This is a genomic window from Sphingomonas pollutisoli (genome assembly GCF_029167165.1).
Classification (GTDB): Bacteria; Pseudomonadota; Alphaproteobacteria; order Sphingomonadales; family Sphingomonadaceae; genus Sphingomonas; species Sphingomonas pollutisoli.
The window spans coordinates 243411-259711 of record NZ_JARFNJ010000002.1; the positions used below are offsets into that span (position 1 = coordinate 243411).

General features: G+C 66.6%; 16 protein-coding genes. 7 read left to right on the forward strand and 9 right to left on the reverse strand.

The genetic code is table 11. The annotated features are described in order from the left end of the window. The first annotated feature begins 82 nt into the window (after nucleotides 1-82). The 7 genes from ispH (at nucleotide 83) to bfr (ending at nucleotide 6286) form a co-directional block, all read left to right on the forward strand. Nucleotides 83-1054, forward strand: a complete 972-nt coding sequence (gene ispH / locus PX554_RS04495; protein ID WP_275499331.1) for a 4-hydroxy-3-methylbut-2-enyl diphosphate reductase — start codon at nucleotides 83-85, stop codon at nucleotides 1052-1054. 29 nt (nucleotides 1055-1083) lie between these two features. After that, nucleotides 1084-2043, forward strand: coding sequence for a homoserine kinase (thrB, locus tag PX554_RS04500; RefSeq protein ID WP_275499333.1), 960 nt, complete (start codon nucleotides 1084-1086; stop codon nucleotides 2041-2043). Next, nucleotides 2040-2492: a ribonuclease HI gene (gene rnhA, locus PX554_RS04505; RefSeq protein ID WP_093220878.1), complete on the forward strand. Its 453-nt coding sequence runs from the start codon at nucleotides 2040-2042 to the stop codon at nucleotides 2490-2492. Before thrB ends, rnhA begins: the two co-directional genes overlap by 4 nt. A 196-nt stretch (nucleotides 2493-2688) precedes the next feature. Continuing rightward, complete coding sequence (gene purL / locus PX554_RS04510) at nucleotides 2689-4920, forward strand: phosphoribosylformylglycinamidine synthase subunit PurL (RefSeq protein ID WP_275499336.1); 2232 nt, start codon at nucleotides 2689-2691, stop codon at nucleotides 4918-4920. A gap of 123 nt (nucleotides 4921-5043) precedes the next feature. Then, nucleotides 5044-5520, forward strand: a complete 477-nt coding sequence (locus PX554_RS04515) for a hypothetical protein (protein WP_275499338.1) — start codon at nucleotides 5044-5046, stop codon at nucleotides 5518-5520. A gap of 80 nt (nucleotides 5521-5600) precedes the next feature. Further along, a complete protein-coding gene (locus PX554_RS04520) occupies nucleotides 5601-5771 on the forward strand; it encodes a (2Fe-2S)-binding protein (RefSeq protein WP_275499340.1) in 171 nt (56 codons plus the stop codon). A 29-nt stretch (nucleotides 5772-5800) separates the two neighbouring features. Further along, nucleotides 5801-6286 (forward strand): bacterioferritin, encoded by a 486-nt coding sequence (gene bfr, locus PX554_RS04525; protein ID WP_275499342.1) that lies wholly within the window; start codon nucleotides 5801-5803, stop codon nucleotides 6284-6286. Nucleotides 6287-6337: 51 nt separating this feature from the next. Here bfr and PX554_RS04530 read toward each other — a convergent pair whose 3' ends face one another. From PX554_RS04530 to PX554_RS04570, 9 genes are all read right to left on the reverse strand, one after another. Next, entirely contained in the window at nucleotides 6338-6622 is a 285-nt protein-coding gene (locus tag PX554_RS04530) for a DUF1467 family protein (RefSeq protein ID WP_275499344.1), read from the reverse strand. Nucleotides 6623-6724: 102 nt separating this feature from the next. After that, nucleotides 6725-8302, reverse strand: a complete 1578-nt coding sequence (locus tag PX554_RS04535; RefSeq protein ID WP_275499987.1) for a ribonuclease J — start codon at nucleotides 8300-8302, stop codon at nucleotides 6725-6727. Nucleotides 8303-8528: 226 nt separating this feature from the next. Continuing rightward, nucleotides 8529-9311: a type III pantothenate kinase gene (locus PX554_RS04540; protein WP_093220894.1), complete on the reverse strand. Its 783-nt coding sequence runs from the start codon at nucleotides 9309-9311 to the stop codon at nucleotides 8529-8531. A 40-nt stretch (nucleotides 9312-9351) separates the two neighbouring features. After that, nucleotides 9352-10056, reverse strand: coding sequence for a biotin--[acetyl-CoA-carboxylase] ligase (locus PX554_RS04545; RefSeq protein WP_275499346.1), 705 nt, complete (start codon nucleotides 10054-10056; stop codon nucleotides 9352-9354). Nucleotides 10057-10084: 28 nt separating this feature from the next. Then, entirely contained in the window at nucleotides 10085-11527 is a 1443-nt protein-coding gene (gene nuoN, locus PX554_RS04550; RefSeq protein WP_275499348.1) for an NADH-quinone oxidoreductase subunit NuoN, read from the reverse strand. Further along, complete coding sequence (locus tag PX554_RS04555; RefSeq protein WP_275499350.1) at nucleotides 11527-13050, reverse strand: NADH-quinone oxidoreductase subunit M; 1524 nt, start codon at nucleotides 13048-13050, stop codon at nucleotides 11527-11529. The genes nuoN and PX554_RS04555 overlap by 1 nt, the downstream gene beginning before the upstream one ends. After that, the gene (gene nuoL, locus PX554_RS04560; RefSeq protein WP_275499352.1) at nucleotides 13047-15179 is read right to left on the reverse strand and encodes an NADH-quinone oxidoreductase subunit L; all 2133 of its coding nucleotides are present in this window, start codon (nucleotides 15177-15179) and stop codon (nucleotides 13047-13049) included. The genes PX554_RS04555 and nuoL overlap by 4 nt, the downstream gene beginning before the upstream one ends. A gap of 7 nt (nucleotides 15180-15186) precedes the next feature. Beyond that, complete coding sequence (nuoK, locus tag PX554_RS04565) at nucleotides 15187-15492, reverse strand: NADH-quinone oxidoreductase subunit NuoK (RefSeq protein WP_093220903.1); 306 nt, start codon at nucleotides 15490-15492, stop codon at nucleotides 15187-15189. A 103-nt stretch (nucleotides 15493-15595) separates the two neighbouring features. Further along, nucleotides 15596-16207 carry an NADH-quinone oxidoreductase subunit J gene (locus tag PX554_RS04570; protein WP_093220905.1) on the reverse strand — a complete coding sequence of 204 codons (612 nt, stop codon included), beginning with the start codon at nucleotides 16205-16207 and terminating at the stop codon, nucleotides 15596-15598. Nucleotides 16208-16301: the final 94 nt, after the last annotated feature.

Genomic DNA, 16301 nt, shown 5'->3' on the forward strand with positions numbered 1-16301 from the left:
CTTGTGATCGCCCGGCCCCGATGGCATGGCACCATAGGAAGCGGCTTCCGCCCGTGCAAGCAATCGCGTAGAAGGTTCGCTAATGACTCCCTCACCCCTCCAAACGCCCGGCAAGCCCCGGCTCGAACTCGTCATCGCCGCCCCGCGTGGCTTCTGCGCGGGTGTCGACCGTGCCATCCAGATCGTCGAACTCGCGATCGAGAAGCATGGCGCGCCCGTCTATGTCCGCCACGAGATCGTCCACAACAAGCATGTCGTCGATGCGCTGAAGGCCAAGGGCGCGGTGTTCGTCGAGGAGCTCGACGAGGTGCCCGATGCGGCGCCGGTGGTGTTCTCGGCGCACGGCGTGCCCAAATCGGTGCCGGTGGAGGCGACCGTGCGGGGGCTGTCGTGGCTCGACGCGACCTGTCCGCTCGTGTCCAAGGTCCACCGTCAGGCCGAGCGGCATGTCGCCAACGGCCGCCACATCGTTTTCATCGGCCATGCCGGCCACCCCGAGGTGATCGGCACGCTCGGCCAGGTGCCCGAGGGGGCGATGTCGCTGCTCGAGACCTGCGCGGACGTGGCGGCGTTCGAACCCGCCGACCCCGACAATCTCGCCTTCCTCACGCAGACGACGCTATCGGTCGACGACACGGCGGAGATCGTCGCGGCGCTGAAGGCGAAGTTCCCGAACATCCAGGGGCCGCGCGGCGAGGACATCTGCTACGCCACGTCGAACCGGCAGGAAGCGGTCAAGGCGATCGCGCAGGATTGCGACGCGATGCTGGTGATCGGCGCGCACAATTCCTCCAACTCGGTGCGGCTGGTCGAGGTCTCGCGGCGCGAGGGCACGCCGGCGCAACTGATCCCGTGCGCGGACGAACTCGACTTCGCGTTCCTCGACGGGGTGAAGACGCTCGGGATCAGCGCGGGCGCGTCGGCGCCCGAGATACTGGTGCGCGATCTCGTCGCCAAGCTGGCCGAGCGGTTCGACATCGTCGAACGCGAGGTCGAGACGACGCGCGAGACGATCGCCTTCAAGCTGCCGCGCGGCCTCGAAGCCGTCGCGTGACGCGCCTCAGCACACACCGGTAATTTCCCATGGCCGTCTATACAGAGGTGTCAGCCGAGGCGCTGGCCGCTTTCCTGTCGCGCTATGATTGCGGCGCGCTGATCTCCGCCAAGGGCATCGCCGAGGGGGTGGAGAACACCAACTACCTCGTCGATACCACCAGCGGGCGCTTCATCCTGACGCTCTACGAGAAGCGCGTCGCGGCGGACGATTTGCCGTTCTTCATGGCGCTGCTCGATCATCTCGCCGCGAAGGGGCTGAACGTGCCGCCAGCGATCAAGGATCGTTCCGGGCGCGAGATACAAGAGCTCGCGGGGCGGCCCGCGTGCCTCATCAAATTCCTGTCGGGCGTGTCGGTGTCACATCCCACGCCGGCGCAGGCCGAGGCGGCGGGCCGGGCGATGGCTGAGATGCACGTCGCAGTGGGGGATTTCACCGGCACGCGCGACAATTCGATGGGCGTGGCGAGCTGGCGCCCGCTGTTCGAGCGGTGCGGGCGCAGTCTCGATGAAATCGCGCCGGGGCTGTACGACGATCTCGGCCGCGCGCTCGACGTGGTCACCGCCGCCTGGCCCGATGCGGGGTTCGACCGGATCGCGATCCACGCCGACCTGTTCCCCGACAACGTGCTGATGCTCGGCGATACGGTCTCCGGGCTGATCGACTTCTATTTCGCCTGCACCGATCTCCGTCTCTACGATCTCGCGATCATGCACACCGCATGGAGCTTCGATGCGAGCGGCGAGACGTATCACGCCGCGACCGGCGAGGCGCTGATTCGCGGGTATGAGAGCCGCTTCGCGCTCCAGCCGCTCGAGCGCGCCGCGTTCGACACGCTGGCGAGCGGCGCGTGCATCCGCTTCGCGCTGTCGCGGGCGTGGGACTGGCTCAACACGCCGGCCGACGCGCTCGTCACGCGCAAGGATCCGCTCGCCTATCTGCGCCGGCTCGCCCATTATGACCCCTCGCTGGTGACACACGTACGATGAGCGAACTCGACAAGGTTGAAATCTTCACCGACGGCGCGTGCAAGGGCAATCCCGGCCCCGGCGGCTGGGGCGTGGTGCTGCGCATGGGCGCGGCCGAGAAGGAGCTTTCGGGCGGCGCGCCGCTCACCACCAACAACCGCATGGAGATGACCGCCGCGATCGAGGGCCTCAAGGCGCTCACCCGGCCGTGTCAGGTCGTGCTGTCGACCGATAGCCGCTATGTGATGGATGGCCTGACCAAGTGGATCAAGGGCTGGCAGAGGAACGGCTGGAAGACGGCCGACAAGAAGCCGGTCAAGAACGCCGAACTCTGGCAGGATCTGCTCGCCGCCGCCAAGCCGCACCGGATCGAGTGGAAATGGGTGAAGGGCCACGCCGGCCACCCCGAGAACGAACGCGCCGACCGGCTGGCGAGCGACGCGGCGGTGGCGGCGGGGCGGCGGGGGTAAGCCTCGACCACGACCAACCCCTCCCCGTTCGTGTCGAGCGTAGTCGAGACACCTGCGCTTGGTGCCATCCCTCGACTTCGCTCGGGACGAACGGGTCGGAAGTTTATACCTGCCCACGCCGGCCATGTATCGCTCAGCACGAACGGAATGTCCGATGATGGTGACGAACCCGCCGCGTGCCGCTATGGGCACGCGCATGAGCCAGATCACCCCCGAGATCGTCGCCCAGCACGGGCTGTCCGAAGATGAATATGCGCGCGTGCTGAAGGCGCTCGGGCGGGAACCGAACCTGACCGAACTCGGCATCTTCTCGGTGATGTGGTCGGAGCATTGCAGCTACAAATCGAGCCGGATCCATCTCAAGAAGCTGCCCACCACCGGCCCGCAGGTGATCTGCGGCCCCGGCGAGAATGCCGGCGTGGTCGATATCGGCGACGGCCAGGCCGCCATCTTCAAGATGGAGTCGCACAACCATCCCTCGTACATCGAGCCGTATCAGGGCGCCGCGACCGGAGTCGGCGGCATCCTGCGCGATGTGTTCACGATGGGCGCGCGGCCGATCGCCAATCTCAACGCGCTGCGCTTCGGCTCGCCCGACCACCCCAAGACGCGCCATCTGATCGCGGGCGTGGTCCACGGCATCGGCGGCTATGGCAATTGCGTCGGCGTGCCGACGGTCGGCGGCGAGGTCAACTTCCACAAGGCGTATGACGGCAACATCCTCGTCAACGCGATGACGGTCGGCATCGCCGATACCGACAAGATCTTCTATTCCGCCGCGAGCGGGGTCGGCAATCCGATCGTCTATGTCGGATCGAAGACCGGGCGCGACGGCATCCACGGCGCGACCATGGCCTCGGCCGACTTCGGCGAGGATGCCGACGCCAAGCGCCCGACCGTGCAGGTCGGCGATCCTTTCACCGAGAAGCTGCTGATCGAGGCGTGTCTCGAACTGATGGCCTCGGATGCGATCGTCGCGATTCAGGACATGGGGGCGGCGGGCCTCACCTCCTCCTCGGTCGAGATGGCGTCCAAGGGCGGCGTCGGCATCGAACTCAACATGAACGCGGTGCCGCAGCGCGAAACCGGCATGACGCCCTATGAGATGATGCTGAGCGAGAGCCAGGAGCGGATGCTCATGGTGCTCAAGCCCGGCCGCGAGGATTTCGCCGAGGCGATCTTCCGCAAGTGGGAGCTGGATTTCGCGGTGATCGGCCATGTCACCGACACCGGGCGGATGGTGCTGACCTTCAACGGCGAGACCGTGTGCGACATCCCGCTCGCGCCGCTCGCCGACGAGGCGCCGCTGTACGACCGGCCTTCGGTGAGCCGCGAGGAATACAAGGCCTGGGCGGGCGTGAAGCCGCTCGACGACACGCCCACGACGACCGATCTCCGCGCCGATCTGCTCAAGCTGATGGCTTCGCCCGACATCGCTTCGCGCCGCTGGATCTGGGAGCAATATGACACGCAGGTCGGCGGCGACACCGTCCAGCGGCCCGGCGGCGACGCGGCGGTGGTGCGCGTCCACGACACGCAGAAGGGCATCGCGATCAGCACCGATTGCACCCCGCGCTATTGCTATGCCGATCCCTATGAGGGCGGCAAGCAGGCGATCGCTGAATGCTATCGCAATCTCTCGGCGGTCGGCGCGCTGCCGCTGGCGGTGACCAACTGCCTCAACTTCGCCAATCCGCAGCGCCCCGAGATCATGGCGCAGATCACCGGCTGTCTCGACGGCATGAGCGACGCCTGCCGCGCGCTCGACTTCCCGATCGTGAGCGGCAACGTCTCGCTGTACAACGAATCCAAGGCGACCGGCGGCGGATCGGCGATCCTGCCGACCCCGGCGATTGGCGGGATCGGGCTGCTCAAGGACTGGTCGAAGTCCGCGACGATCGGCTTCAAGGGCACTGGCGACGTGATCGTGCTGATCGGAAGCCGCACCGGGCATCTCGGCCAGTCGCTGTGGCTGCGTGAGCTTCATGGCCGCGAGGACGGCACGCCACCCCCGGTCGACCTCGACGCCGAGCGCGCGGCGGGCACGTTCGTGCGCGAAGCGATCCACGCCGGCGCGCTGACGGCGGTGCATGACGTCTCCGACGGCGGCGTCGCCGTGACGATCGCGGAAATGGCGCTGGCCGGCGGCTATGGCGCGATGCTCAACGCGCCGCTGCCGTGCGGCGTGGCGTGCGCGCTGTTCGGCGAGGACCAAGGGCTGTACGTCGCGACCGTGGCCGACCACCTGCTGATGGAGACGCTGAAGCGCGGCTATGCGGCCGGAGTGGAGATCGAGCGGATCGGGCGGACGATCGCCGACCGGATCATCTTCGAGCTGCCCGATTACGATCATGTCGTTACGCTCGCCGAGTTGCGCACCGCGCATGAGGGTTTCTTCCCGGCGCTGATGGGCGACACGATCGCCTGAGCGTTCCGTCGCCGCTGGATGGTTTCCACGGCCGACGCTGGCCGGGCGCGGGCGGGCGCGACGTTTACCGCCGCCGCGCGCTCGCCTATCCTCGCGCCCGCATTGAACGATCAGGGCCACGGCATGACACCTTATACCCAATCGGGCACGTGGCGCGGGCTGGTGCTGGCGACGGCGGTTTCTGGCACGTTGCTGCTGCTCGCGGGGTTCGCGGGCGCGATCTGGTCGGGGGGCAGCCCGCTGGCGATGCTTACCCATATCGCGAGCGGTGTGATCGGCGACGCCGCGTGGCGTGGCCCCGTCATCGGGCCGCTGCTCGGGCTGCTGGTCCATTTCGTGCTGATCGGCGTGATCGTGAACCTGTATGTGGTCGCCGTTGTTCGGGTGCCCGCGCTGGGCCGGCGTTGGCGGCTAAGCGGGGTGGTGTTCGGCGCCCTCGCCTGGATGGTGCTGGCCGTGATCGCATCGCCGCGCGACTGGCCGCCGTCGTTCCTCGCACTCACCCCGCGCGAGGCGAGCGTGCAGATCCTGCTCCATATCCTGCTGCTCGGGCTGCCGAGCGCGGCGCTGCTCCGGCGGGCGAACGGCTGGCGCGGGTGATTCTTATTGCGAGCGCGCCGCAATAGACTTGCGATGGATTCGCATTATCGCTACTTGAGCGCCAGCGGAGGATCCTTCGGATGGTCGTGTGTATCTGTAATGCGATTCGGGAAAGTGACGTTCGGGCAGCGGCGCGCCAAGGCTGCGCGACGCCGTGCCAGGTTCACCAGGCGCTCGGCCGCCCGCCCAAGTGCGGAAAATGTGCCGCCTTCACGCGCACCATCATCGACGAAGAACGCGCGGTCGCCTAAACAGCCCGCTTTCTGAACGGGAGCGGCATATGCGCGGCGACGACAAGGTTATCGAGTTCCTCAACGAGGTGCTCAAGAACGAACTCACCGCGATCAACCAATATTGGCTGCACTATCGGATGCTCGACCATTGGGGCGTCGGTCGCCTCGCCGAGTTCGAGCGCCACGAGTCGATCGACGAGATGAAGCACGCCGACTGGCTTTCGGAACGCATCCTGTTCCTCGACGGGCTGCCCAATTTCCAGTTGCTCGGCCGGCTGCGCATCGGTGAAACGGTCGAGGAAGTGCTCAAGGCCGATCTCGCGCTCGAAATGGACGCGCTGCCGGTGCTGCGCGAAGCGATCGCGCATTGCGAGGCCGTCCACGACTTCATCAGCCGCGACCTGTTCAAGAAGATCCTCGCCAGCGAGGAGGACCATGTCGACACGCTGGAACGCCAGTTCGACATGATCGCGCGGATGGGGCTGGAGAATTACATCCAGTTGCAGAGCAAGCCCGCCGACGAGCAGGCGTAAGCGCGCCGGCGGCGTTCCCCGATCGACGCCATCAACACGCGGCGCGCCTCGCTACGAGGTCGCCGCGTCGTTCCACGTATCGAGCACATCGAGCATCTGCGGCGTGATCCAGCCGTAGCGATAGTTGAGCATGAACAGCCCCCACAGGACCGAGCCGACGATCACCACGCGCAGCGCGGTGCGGCCGGGGCGAAAATCATGCGGCGCGCTTTCGGCCTGACCGGGGACGCGCTCGGCGCCCGCCTCCTCGGCGGTACGGACGCCGAACGGCAGCACGAAGAACACCGACAGCGCGCAGAACAGGAACCAGATCGCGAGCGCCGAGGTCCACCGCATAGCCAAGTCCCATCTGCTCGCTAGCCGTTCGCGCCGGGCGAGGTCGAGGCGCCTGCGCTGGGCAGCCCCTCGGCTTCGGTCGGGACGAACGGCGGGAGTATGTTACGCCTCGATCACCAGCACGTCGACGATCGGCTTCTTGCCGGTCCAGCGCGTCGCGACGCGGCGTGCGGCGAGGCGGATCGCCTCGCGCAGCTTCTCACGGTCCTTGGGCGGCTGTTTGGCGACGGCGGCGATCGCCTCGACGGTTTCCTCGATGAACGGCACCCGATCCTCCTCGACCGGGATGCCGCTATAGCGGACCTGCGGCGTGCCGATCAGCCCGCGCGCGCCGACCGCCACCGCGACCGCCATCTGGCCGTTGACGGCGAGCTTGCGCCGCTCGTTGATCGTTCCCCCGTCGCCCGGCAGGATGACGTCGCCATCGAGCACCAGCCGGCCGACCGGCGCGTGGCCGATCTTCGTGGGCGCGCCGGGCGCAAGCCGGACGATCTCGCCGTTCGTCTGCACCATCGCCTGCGGCACGCCTTGCGAAAGGCCGAAGCGCGCCTGTTCCATCAGGTGCCGCATCTCGCCGTGGACGGGCATCAAAATGTCCGGGCGCAGCCAGCCGTACATCTGCGTCAGCTCGGGGCGGCCGGGATGCCCGGAGACGTGGACATGCGCCTGACGATCGGTGACCATCTCGATGCCCTTGGCGGCGAGCTGGTTCTGGATGCGCCCGATCGCGACCTCGTTGCCGGGGATCTGCTTCGAGGAGAACACCACCGTGTCGCCCGCGTCGAGCTTGATCGGGTGATTGCCGAATGCGACACGCGACAGCGCGGCACGATCCTCGCCCTGCCCGCCGGTCGCCACGATCATCACCTTGTCACGCGGCAAGCGCATCGCCGCCTCGGGATCGATCGTCGCGGGCAGATCGCGCAGATAGCCGGTCGCCTTGGCGACCTTGATGATCCGGTCGAGCGAGCGGCCCGCCACGCACAGCGCGCGGCCGGTCTCCTGCGCGACCTGGCCGAGCGTGTGCAGCCGCGCCGCGTTCGACGCGAAGGTCGTCACCAGCACGCGCCCGCGCGCCTTGGCGATCACCTCGGTGAGGCCGACGCGCACGTCCGCCTCCGAGCCCGACGGCTCGGGGTTGAACACGTTGGTCGAATCACACACCAGCGCGAGCACGCCCGCATCGCCGATGGCGGTGAGCGCATCGGGCGCGGCGGGCTTGCCGATCACCGGCGCGGTATCGAGCTTCCAGTCGCCGGTGTGGAACACGCGGCCATAGGGCGTCGCGATCGACAGCGCGTTCATCTCGGGAATCGAGTGCGACAGCGGGATGAAATCGATGCCGAACGGCCCGAGCTTGAGCGTCTTGGCCGGATCGACGACATTGAGCTCGATCCGCTTGACGTTGCCTTCCTCCTCCAGCTTGCCGCGGATCAGCCCGGCGGTGAAGGGGCTCGCGTAGAGCGGCACGCCGAGATCCTCGGCGAGGTACGGCAAGGCGCCGATATGGTCCTCATGCCCGTGGGTCAGCACGATGCCGAGCAGATCGTCGATCCGCTCCTCGATGAACTGGAGATCGGGCAGGATCAGCTCGATGCCCGGATAGTTCGGATCGGCGAAGGTGATGCCGCAATCGACCATCAGCCATTTGCCCTGGCATCCGTACAGATTGACGTTCATGCCGATTTCGCCGGATCCGCCGAGCGCGACGAAAAGCAGTTCGTTCTTTGGGGTAGTCACTAAGTTTCTGTTCTTTCAAATGACGGCTTTTGGCCGGGGAATTTCGTGGTCATCGCCGGGGAACCGGCATCCCGTCCCGCCGGGCGCTGGGCAGCAGCCTATGGGCGATGGAGCCTGACGTGCGTCAGGATGACGTGAGCGCGATATCGACGCTGGCCGACATGCTTCACCGCACCATATGGGCGCGATCCCACAGCATCGCCAGCCCCTGAATGGTCAGATCGGGTTCGATCGCGTCGAAAACCGGCGTATTGCGCTCGAACAAGGTGGCGAGGCCGCCGGTCGCGATCACCTTCACGGGGCGGCCGATCTCGACCTTCATGCGCGCGACCAGCCCCTCGATCATCGCGATATAGCCCCAATAGATGCCGATGTGCATCTGGCTGACCGTGTCGCGCCCGATCACGCTGGTCGAGGCGGGCGCCTCGATCGCGATGCGCGGCAGCTTGGCGGCGGCGGTGACGAGCGCGTCCAGCGACAGGTTGATGCCGGGCGCGATGATGCCGCCTTTGTACGCGCCGCGATAATCGGCGACGTCGAAGGTGGTGGCGGTGCCGAAATCGATGATGATGAGATCGCCGCCGTGCAGCGCGTGGGCGGCGATGACGTTGACGGCGCGGTCGGCGCCGACCGATTGCGGCTCCTCGACATCGAGCGCGATGCCCCATTCGGCCACGCCCTGCCCCGCGATCAGCGGCTCGAAGCTGAAATATTTGCGCGACAGCGTCTGCAGGTTGTGGAGCGCGCGCGGCACGACGGTGGCGATGATGACGCCGGTCACCGCCTTGCGATCATAGCCTTCGAGCGCGAGCAACTGATTGAGCCACACCGCATATTCGTCCGCGGTGCGGCGCGCATCGGTGGCGATGCGCCAGCGCGCGCGAATGATGCCCCGGTCGAGCAGGGCGAAGACGACATTGGTGTTGCCGGCGTCGATCGCGAGTTGCATGGCTTATCCTCCCCGTTCCCGCAGCCGCGTCAGGACGCGGTCACAGCAGGAATATGTCGGCGGCATGAATGACACGCCGCCCACCATCCGCCAAGCGCAAGACGAGCGCGCCGGTCGCGTCCAGTCCGTCGAACAGCCCGTCGATGGCGCTGCCGTCGGGTAGCCGCGCGGTGAGCGGGGTACCGGGCGGGTGCGCGCGCTCCAGCCAGCGCGCGCGGACCGGCGCGAGCCCCTGCCCGCGCCATACGCCGAGCCAGCGCGCGAATGCGTCGGCGAGCGTCTCCTGAAAGGTTGCGGGATCGACGGCTGCGCCATGCGCGGCGAGGCTGGTGGCGGCGCGATCGAGATCGCGGGGATGATGCGCGAGGTTCGCGCCGATGCCGATCACGACCGCGTCACCGGCGCGTTCGAGCAGGATGCCGGACACTTTGGCGCCATCCAGCAACAGATCATTGGGCCATTTGAGCGTCGGTGTCGCGGCGCCGCCGAGGTGCGCGCGCACCGCCTCCTCGAGCGCGACCGCCGCGACCAGCGCGAGCGACGCGGCGTGCGGATCGGTCGGGCGCAGGCGGACGAGCGTACTGGCGTAGAGATTGCCGGCGGGCGACGCCCATGCCCGCCCCTGTCGACCGCGCCCGCCGGTCTGGCGCTCGGCGCGCAACCACAACCCTTCGGGCGCGCCGCTGCCGGCGAGATCGAGCATGTCGGCGTTGGTCGAGCCGGTCTCGGCGAGGGTGCGGATCATCGCGCCGCACCCCATGGACGCTCGGCGGTCAGAACAGCGACCTGGCCGCCGCCATCGTCGCCAGCCCCAGCGGGGCGAGCAGCAGCCAGCCGATCGGCGACACGAACACCGCCGCGGCGGTGATGAGGCCGCCCTCGACGATATCACCGCTCTTCGGGAAGCCCGCGCCGACCGGCTCGTCGAAATACATCACCTTGACGACGCGCAGATAATAATAGGCGCCGATCACCGAGGCGACGAAACCGACCACCGCGAGCGGATAGAGACCGGCGGCGGTCGCCGCGTCGAACACCGCCAGCTTGGCGTTGAAGCCGAGCAGCGGCGGGATGCCGGCGAGGCTGAACATGAAGATCGCCATCGCCAGCGCCAGACCGGGCCGCGTACGCGACATGCCCGACAGGCTGGCGATCGTCTCGACCGGCTGGCCATCGGCATCGCGCATCTGAAGCACGACGAGGAAGCTGCCGAGCGTCATCACGACATAGACGGTGAGATAGAACAGCACCGCCGCGACTCCCGCCTGCGTGCCCGCCGCGAGGCCGACCAGCACGAAGCCGACATTGTTGATCGACGAATAGGCGAGCAGCCGCTTGACGTTGGTCTGCCCGATCGCCGCGACCGCGCCGAAGATGATCGAGGCGAGGCTCGCGAAGATCACGATCTGGCGCCATTGATCGACCGCCGGACCCATCGCCTCGACCGCGACGCGCACCGCGAGGCCCATCGCCGCGACCTTGGGGGCCGAGGCGAAGAACGCGGTCACCGGGGTCGGCGCGCCTTCATACACGTCGGGCGTCCACATATGGAACGGCACCGCGCTGATCTTGAAGGCGAGGCCGGCGAACACGAACACCAGCCCGAAGACGAGGCCGAGCGAATGGCCAGCGCCATAAGCGGTCGCGATCTGCGGGAACACCGTCGAGCCGCTGAACCCGTACACCAGGCTGATGCCGTAGAGCAGGATGCCGCTCGCCAGCGCGCCGAGCACGAAATATTTGAGCCCCGCCTCGGCCGAGCGCGTATCACGGCGCATGAAGCTCGCCAGCACATAGGCCGCCAGGCTCTGGAGTTCGAGACCGACATACAGCACGAGCAGATCGCCCGCCGACACCATCATCCCCATGCCGCATGCCGAGAGCAGCAGCAGCACCGGATATTCGGGACGGAGATCGTCACCGCTGGTCTGCTTGAAGAAGCGCGGCGCGAGCAGGATCGCCACCGCGGTCGCGCCGTAGATCAGCACCTTGGAGAAGGCCGCGAACGCATCGGCGCGGAACAGCCCGTCAAAGGCGACCCCGCCGCTCGACGCCGGCCCGAGCAGCGCGATGGTCGCGCCCGCCAGCACCGCCACCGCCACCCAAGAGATCATCCGCGTCGAGGCCTGCCCGCCCCAGGCGGCGATCAGCATCAGCACGATCGATCCGATCGAGAGGATCTCCTCGGGGAGCACCATCATCAGCGAATCGGTCATTAGCGTGCCTCCCCGTGCGCGGCAGGGATCACCGCATGTCCAGCCGTCGGCAGCGAGTCACCGGCGGGCTTGGCGCGATCGACGCGCGCGACCAGCGTCGCGACGTCGCCGCGCATCGGCGCGAGGAAGCTCTCCGGATACACGCCCATCCACAACACCACCGCCGCGACCGGCGCGAGCAGCGCGATTTCACGCAGCGAAAGATCGGGCATCACCCGCACATCATCCTTGGTCAGATCGCCGAACACGACGCGGCGATAGAGGTAGAGCATATAGGCGGCGCCGAGAATGATGCCGGTCGTGCAGATCGCGGTCGCCACGGTCGAAACCTGATAGGTGCCCATCAGGCTGAGGAACTCGGCGACGAAGCCGCTCGTCCCCGGCAGGCCGATCGAGGCCATCGTGAAGAACAGGAACAGCACGGCATAGCGCGGCATGTTGATCGCCAGACCGCCGTAGCGGTCGATCTCGCGGGTGTGGAGCCGATCGTAGATCACCCCGACGCACAGGAACAGCGCGCCCGAGACGAGGCCGTGGCTGAGCATCATCACCATCGCGCCCTCAATGCCCTGCTGGTTGAAGGCGTAGAGGCCGATGGTGACGATCGCCATGTGCGCGACCGACGAATAGGCGATCAGCTTCTTCATGTCGGACTGCACCAGCGCAACGAGCGAGGTGTACACCACCGCGATCGCGGAGAGGGCGAGGATCAGCCAGGTCAGTTGCGACGACGCTTCGGGGAACATCGGCACCGAGAAGCGCAGGAAGCCGTAGCCGCCGAGCTTGAGCAGCACGCCCGCGAGGATCACCGAGCCGGCGGTCGGCGCCTGCACGTGCGCGTCGGGCAACCAGGTGTGGACCGGCCACATCGGCATCTTCACCGCGAACGAGGCGAAGAAGGCGAGCCACAGCCATGTCTGCACCTGGCGCGGGAAATCGGTCTTGAGCAAGGTCGGGATGTCGGTGGTGCCGGTGTAATGGATCATCCACAGCATCGCGATCAGCATCAGCAGCGAGCCGAGCAGCGTGTACAGGAAGAACTTGTACGACGCGTAGATGCGGTTCGCGCCACCCCAGATGCCGATGATGAGGTACATCGGGATCAGGCCGGCTTCGAAGAAGATGTAGAACAGCAGCAGATCCTGCGCCGCGAACGTGCCGATCATCAGCACTTCGGTGATGAGGAAGCACGCCATATATTCCTGGACGCGCTTCTCGATCGCGACCCAACTCGCGCCGATGCAGATCGGCATGAGGAACACGCTGAGCATGATGAGCATCAGCGCGAAGCCGTCGATGCCGAGCTTCCAGCCGAACACGCCGACGCTGCCGGCATTCTCGACGAACTGCCACTGCGCGCCGCCGATATCGAAATTGGCCCACAAGCCAATGCCGAGGACGAAGTCGATCAGAGTCGCGATCAGCGCCAGCCACCGCGCGCCGGCGGGGCTGAGGAACAGGCATCCGACCGCCGCGACCGCGGGGATCGCGAGCATCAGGGAGAGAATGGGGAAACCGCTCATCGTGTGATCGCCCAGGTCATCGCTGCGGTCAGCCCGATAAGCATGACGAACGCATAGGTGTAGAGATATCCGGTCTGCAGGCGGCCAGCCACTCGGCTGCCCAGCGAGACCATCCAAGCGGAACCGTCGGGCCCGAACCGGTTGATCGTCTTCTCGTCGCCGCGATGCCAGAAGAACCGGCCGATCGCGAAGGCGGGCTTGACGAAGATCAGGTCGTACAGCTCGTCGAAATACCATTTGTGGAGCAGGAAGTCGTACAGCACGCTGAACTGCCGCGCCATTTGCGCCGGTAGCTCCGGCTTCGCGAGATAGGCGTACCAGGCGCTGAACAACCCGAGCAGCATCGCGATCGACGCCGACAGCTTCACCCACACCGGCACGCCATGCATCGCGTGCATCAGATGCTCGTTGAAGGCGATGCTGCCGCGCCAATAGCTCTCGCCCGCGCTCGGCTCGATGAAGAAGCCGTGGAAGACGTAGCCGGCGAGCACCGCGCCCATCGACAATATGATGAGCGGGATGAGGATCGGGAACGGACTTTCGTGCGGATGGTAACCGCCCGTCCCCGCTGGCAGCTCGTGCGCGCCCGGCGCGTGCGTGTCAGGTGTCGCCCCCTGCCCTTCCTCGGCGCTTTCGCCGTGGTGGGCATGTGCGGCCTGGGTTCCGTGATCGTCATGACCATGCGCGTGGTCGTCATGGCCGTGGCCGTGGCCGTGCGCGTCGTGGATCGCGTGCTGGATATGCTCGGACTGCGCCCAGCGCGGCTTGCCCCAGAAAGTGAGGAACATCAGGCGCCACGAATAGAAGCTGGTCAGCAGCGCGACGAGCACGCCGACGAACCATGTACCTGTCTGGCCAGCGGCGAACGCCACTTCGATGATCGCGTCCTTCGAATGGAAGCCGGCGAAGCCGATCTGCGGCAGGCCGAAAATGCCGGGGATACCGACGCCGGTGATCGCGAGCGTACCCGCCATCATGCCCCAGAAGGTGATCGGGATGCTTTTGCGCAGGCCGCCGTAATAGCGCATGTCCTGCTCGTGGTGCATCGCGTGGATCACCGAACCCGCGCCGAGGAACAGCAGCGCCTTGAAAAAGGCGTGCGTGAACAGGTGGAACATCGCCGCGCCATAGGCACCGCAACCCGCCGCGAAAAACATATAGCCGAGCTGCGAACAGGTCGAATACGCGATCACGCGCTTGATGTCGGTCTGCACCAGGCCGCAGGTCGCGGCGAAGAAGCAGGTCGCGGCGCCGATCGTCATCACGACGTGCATCGCGAACGGCGAGGTCTCGAACATCGGCGACAGGCGACACACCATGAACACGCCGGCGGTGACCATCGTCGCGGCGTGGATCAGCGCCGACACCGGGGTCGGGCCTTCCATCGCGTCGGGCAACCAGGTGTGCAGGCCGAGCTGCGCGGACTTGCCACACGCGCCGACGAACAGCAGCAGGCAGAGCACCGTCATCGTGTCGAAGCGCGCGCCGAAGAAGCCGATCGTCGAGCCTGCCATATGCGGCGCCGCGGTCAGGATCTCGTCGATCGACACCGTCTTGAACACCAGGAAGGTGCCGAAGATGCCGAGCATGAAGCCGAGATCGCCGACGCGGTTGACGACGAACGCCTTGATCGCGGCGGCGTTGGCCGAGGGTTTGCGGAACCAGAAGCCGATCAGCAGGTACGACGCGAGACCGACGCCTTCCCAGCCGAAAAACATCTGGACGAGATTGTCCGCCGTCACCAGCATCAGCATCGCGAAGGTGAAGAGCGACAGATAGGCGAAGAAGCGCGGCTGGTCGGGATCGTCCGACATATAGCCCCAGCTATAGAGGTGAACCAGCGCCGAGACGCTCGTCACCACCACCAGCATCACCGCGGTCAGCGCATCGACGCGAAGCGACCACGATACATGCATCGTGCCCGAGTTGATGAAGCTCAGCACCGGGGTGACGATCTTCTCGCCGCCACCGAGATAGTGGATGAACACCGGCCACGACAGCGCACAGGCGATGAACAGCGCGAGCGTCGTCACGATCTTCGGGAAGGCGGTGCCGAACGCTTTGTTCGAGAAGCCCGCGAGGATCGATGCCGCGAGCGGCAGGAAGACAATGAAGAGGATCGAAGTCACGCCGGTATCACCCCTTCATCCGGTTGACGTCGTCGACCGCGATCGTGCCGCGACCGCGGAAGTAGATCACGAGGATCGCGAGCCCGATCGCCGCTTCGCCCGCCGCGACCGTCAGCACGAACATCGCGAACACCTGGCCGACGAGGTCGTGGAGGAACGCCGAGAAGGCGACGAGGTTGAGGTTCACCGCGAGCAGGATCAGCTCGATCGCCATCAGCATGACGATGAGGTTCTTGCGGTTGGCGATGAGCCCGAGCACGCCGAGCGCGAACAGGATCGCCGCGACGACGAGATAATGCGTGAGGCCGATCATGCGGTCACCCCGTCGCCCCGGCGCAGGCCGGGGCCGCTGTGTTGTTGAACGTTGCGCGCGGCAACGCGGCGATCCCGGCCTGCGCCGGGATGACGATGCAGGCTCACAGTTCGATTCCCTGTCCGACGGTCGGCCGGGCGTTGCGCGTCGCGTCCTGCGGACGGCGCTTGACCTGGCGATTGATGTTCTGCGGGCGAACCCCGCTACGCTCCCGGTGCGTCAGCACGATCGCGCCGATCATCGCGACGAGCAGCACCAGCCCGGCGCCCTCGAACACGAAGAGGTAGCGCGAATAGAGCAGCAGCCCGAGCGCCTCGATGTTGGGCACCGTATCGGGCGTCGGCGCAGCGCGGCGGCCGAGTTCGATCGCGCCCGCACTCCACGCGCCGAAGGCGATCATGATCTCGGCGGCGAGCGCGACCGCGAAAGCGAGCCCGATCAGCGCGTAGCGGACGAAGCCCGCGCGCAGTTCGGCGAAATCGATGTTGAGCATCATCACGACGAACAGGAACAGCACCGCGACCGCGCCGACATAGACGATGACGAGCAGCATCGCGATGAACTCGGCGCCGACCAGCACCATCAGTCCGGCGGCGTTGAAGAAGGCGAGGATCAGCCACAGCACGGCATGAACCGGGTTGCGGGCGGTGATCGTCAGCACGGCTGACGCGATCACGATGATCGCGAAGAGATAGAAGGCGAAGGCCTGGATCACGATGTTACTTCGAACCCCCGTTCGCCCGAGACTGTGAGATCGCCGTCGCCTCGCCCGTTGGCGATGGCAGCGCGTGCGCCGACGGCATGGAATC

Bases quoted from the DNA above. Each gene is read 5' to 3' on its own strand.
- PX554_RS04535 (WP_275499987.1), bottom strand. From the start codon at position 8,302: ATGAACGTCAATCTGTACGGATGCCAGGGCAAATGGCTGATGGTCGAT.
- PX554_RS04515 (WP_275499338.1), top strand. From the start codon at position 5,044: ATGACACCTTATACCCAATCGGGCACGTGGCGCGGGCTGGTGCTGGCG.
- PX554_RS04530 (WP_275499344.1), bottom strand. From the start codon at position 6,622: ATGCGGTGGACCTCGGCGCTCGCGATCTGGTTCCTGTTCTGCGCGCTG.
- bfr (WP_275499342.1), top strand. From the start codon at position 5,801: ATGCGCGGCGACGACAAGGTTATCGAGTTCCTCAACGAGGTGCTCAAG.
- nuoK (WP_093220903.1), bottom strand. From the start codon at position 15,492: ATGATCGGCCTCACGCATTATCTCGTCGTCGCGGCGATCCTGTTCGCG.
- PX554_RS04555 (WP_275499350.1), bottom strand. From the start codon at position 13,050: ATGAGCGGTTTCCCCATTCTCTCCCTGATGCTCGCGATCCCCGCGGTC.
- purL (WP_275499336.1), top strand. From the start codon at position 2,689: ATGAGCCAGATCACCCCCGAGATCGTCGCCCAGCACGGGCTGTCCGAA.
- PX554_RS04545 (WP_275499346.1), bottom strand. From the start codon at position 10,056: ATGATCCGCACCCTCGCCGAGACCGGCTCGACCAACGCCGACATGCTC.
- ispH (WP_275499331.1), top strand. From the start codon at position 83: ATGACTCCCTCACCCCTCCAAACGCCCGGCAAGCCCCGGCTCGAACTC.
- PX554_RS04520 (WP_275499340.1), top strand. From the start codon at position 5,601: ATGGTCGTGTGTATCTGTAATGCGATTCGGGAAAGTGACGTTCGGGCA.
- rnhA (WP_093220878.1), top strand. From the start codon at position 2,040: ATGAGCGAACTCGACAAGGTTGAAATCTTCACCGACGGCGCGTGCAAG.
- nuoN (WP_275499348.1), bottom strand. From the start codon at position 11,527: ATGACCGATTCGCTGATGATGGTGCTCCCCGAGGAGATCCTCTCGATC.
- thrB (WP_275499333.1), top strand. From the start codon at position 1,084: ATGGCCGTCTATACAGAGGTGTCAGCCGAGGCGCTGGCCGCTTTCCTG.
- PX554_RS04540 (WP_093220894.1), bottom strand. From the start codon at position 9,311: ATGCAACTCGCGATCGACGCCGGCAACACCAATGTCGTCTTCGCCCTG.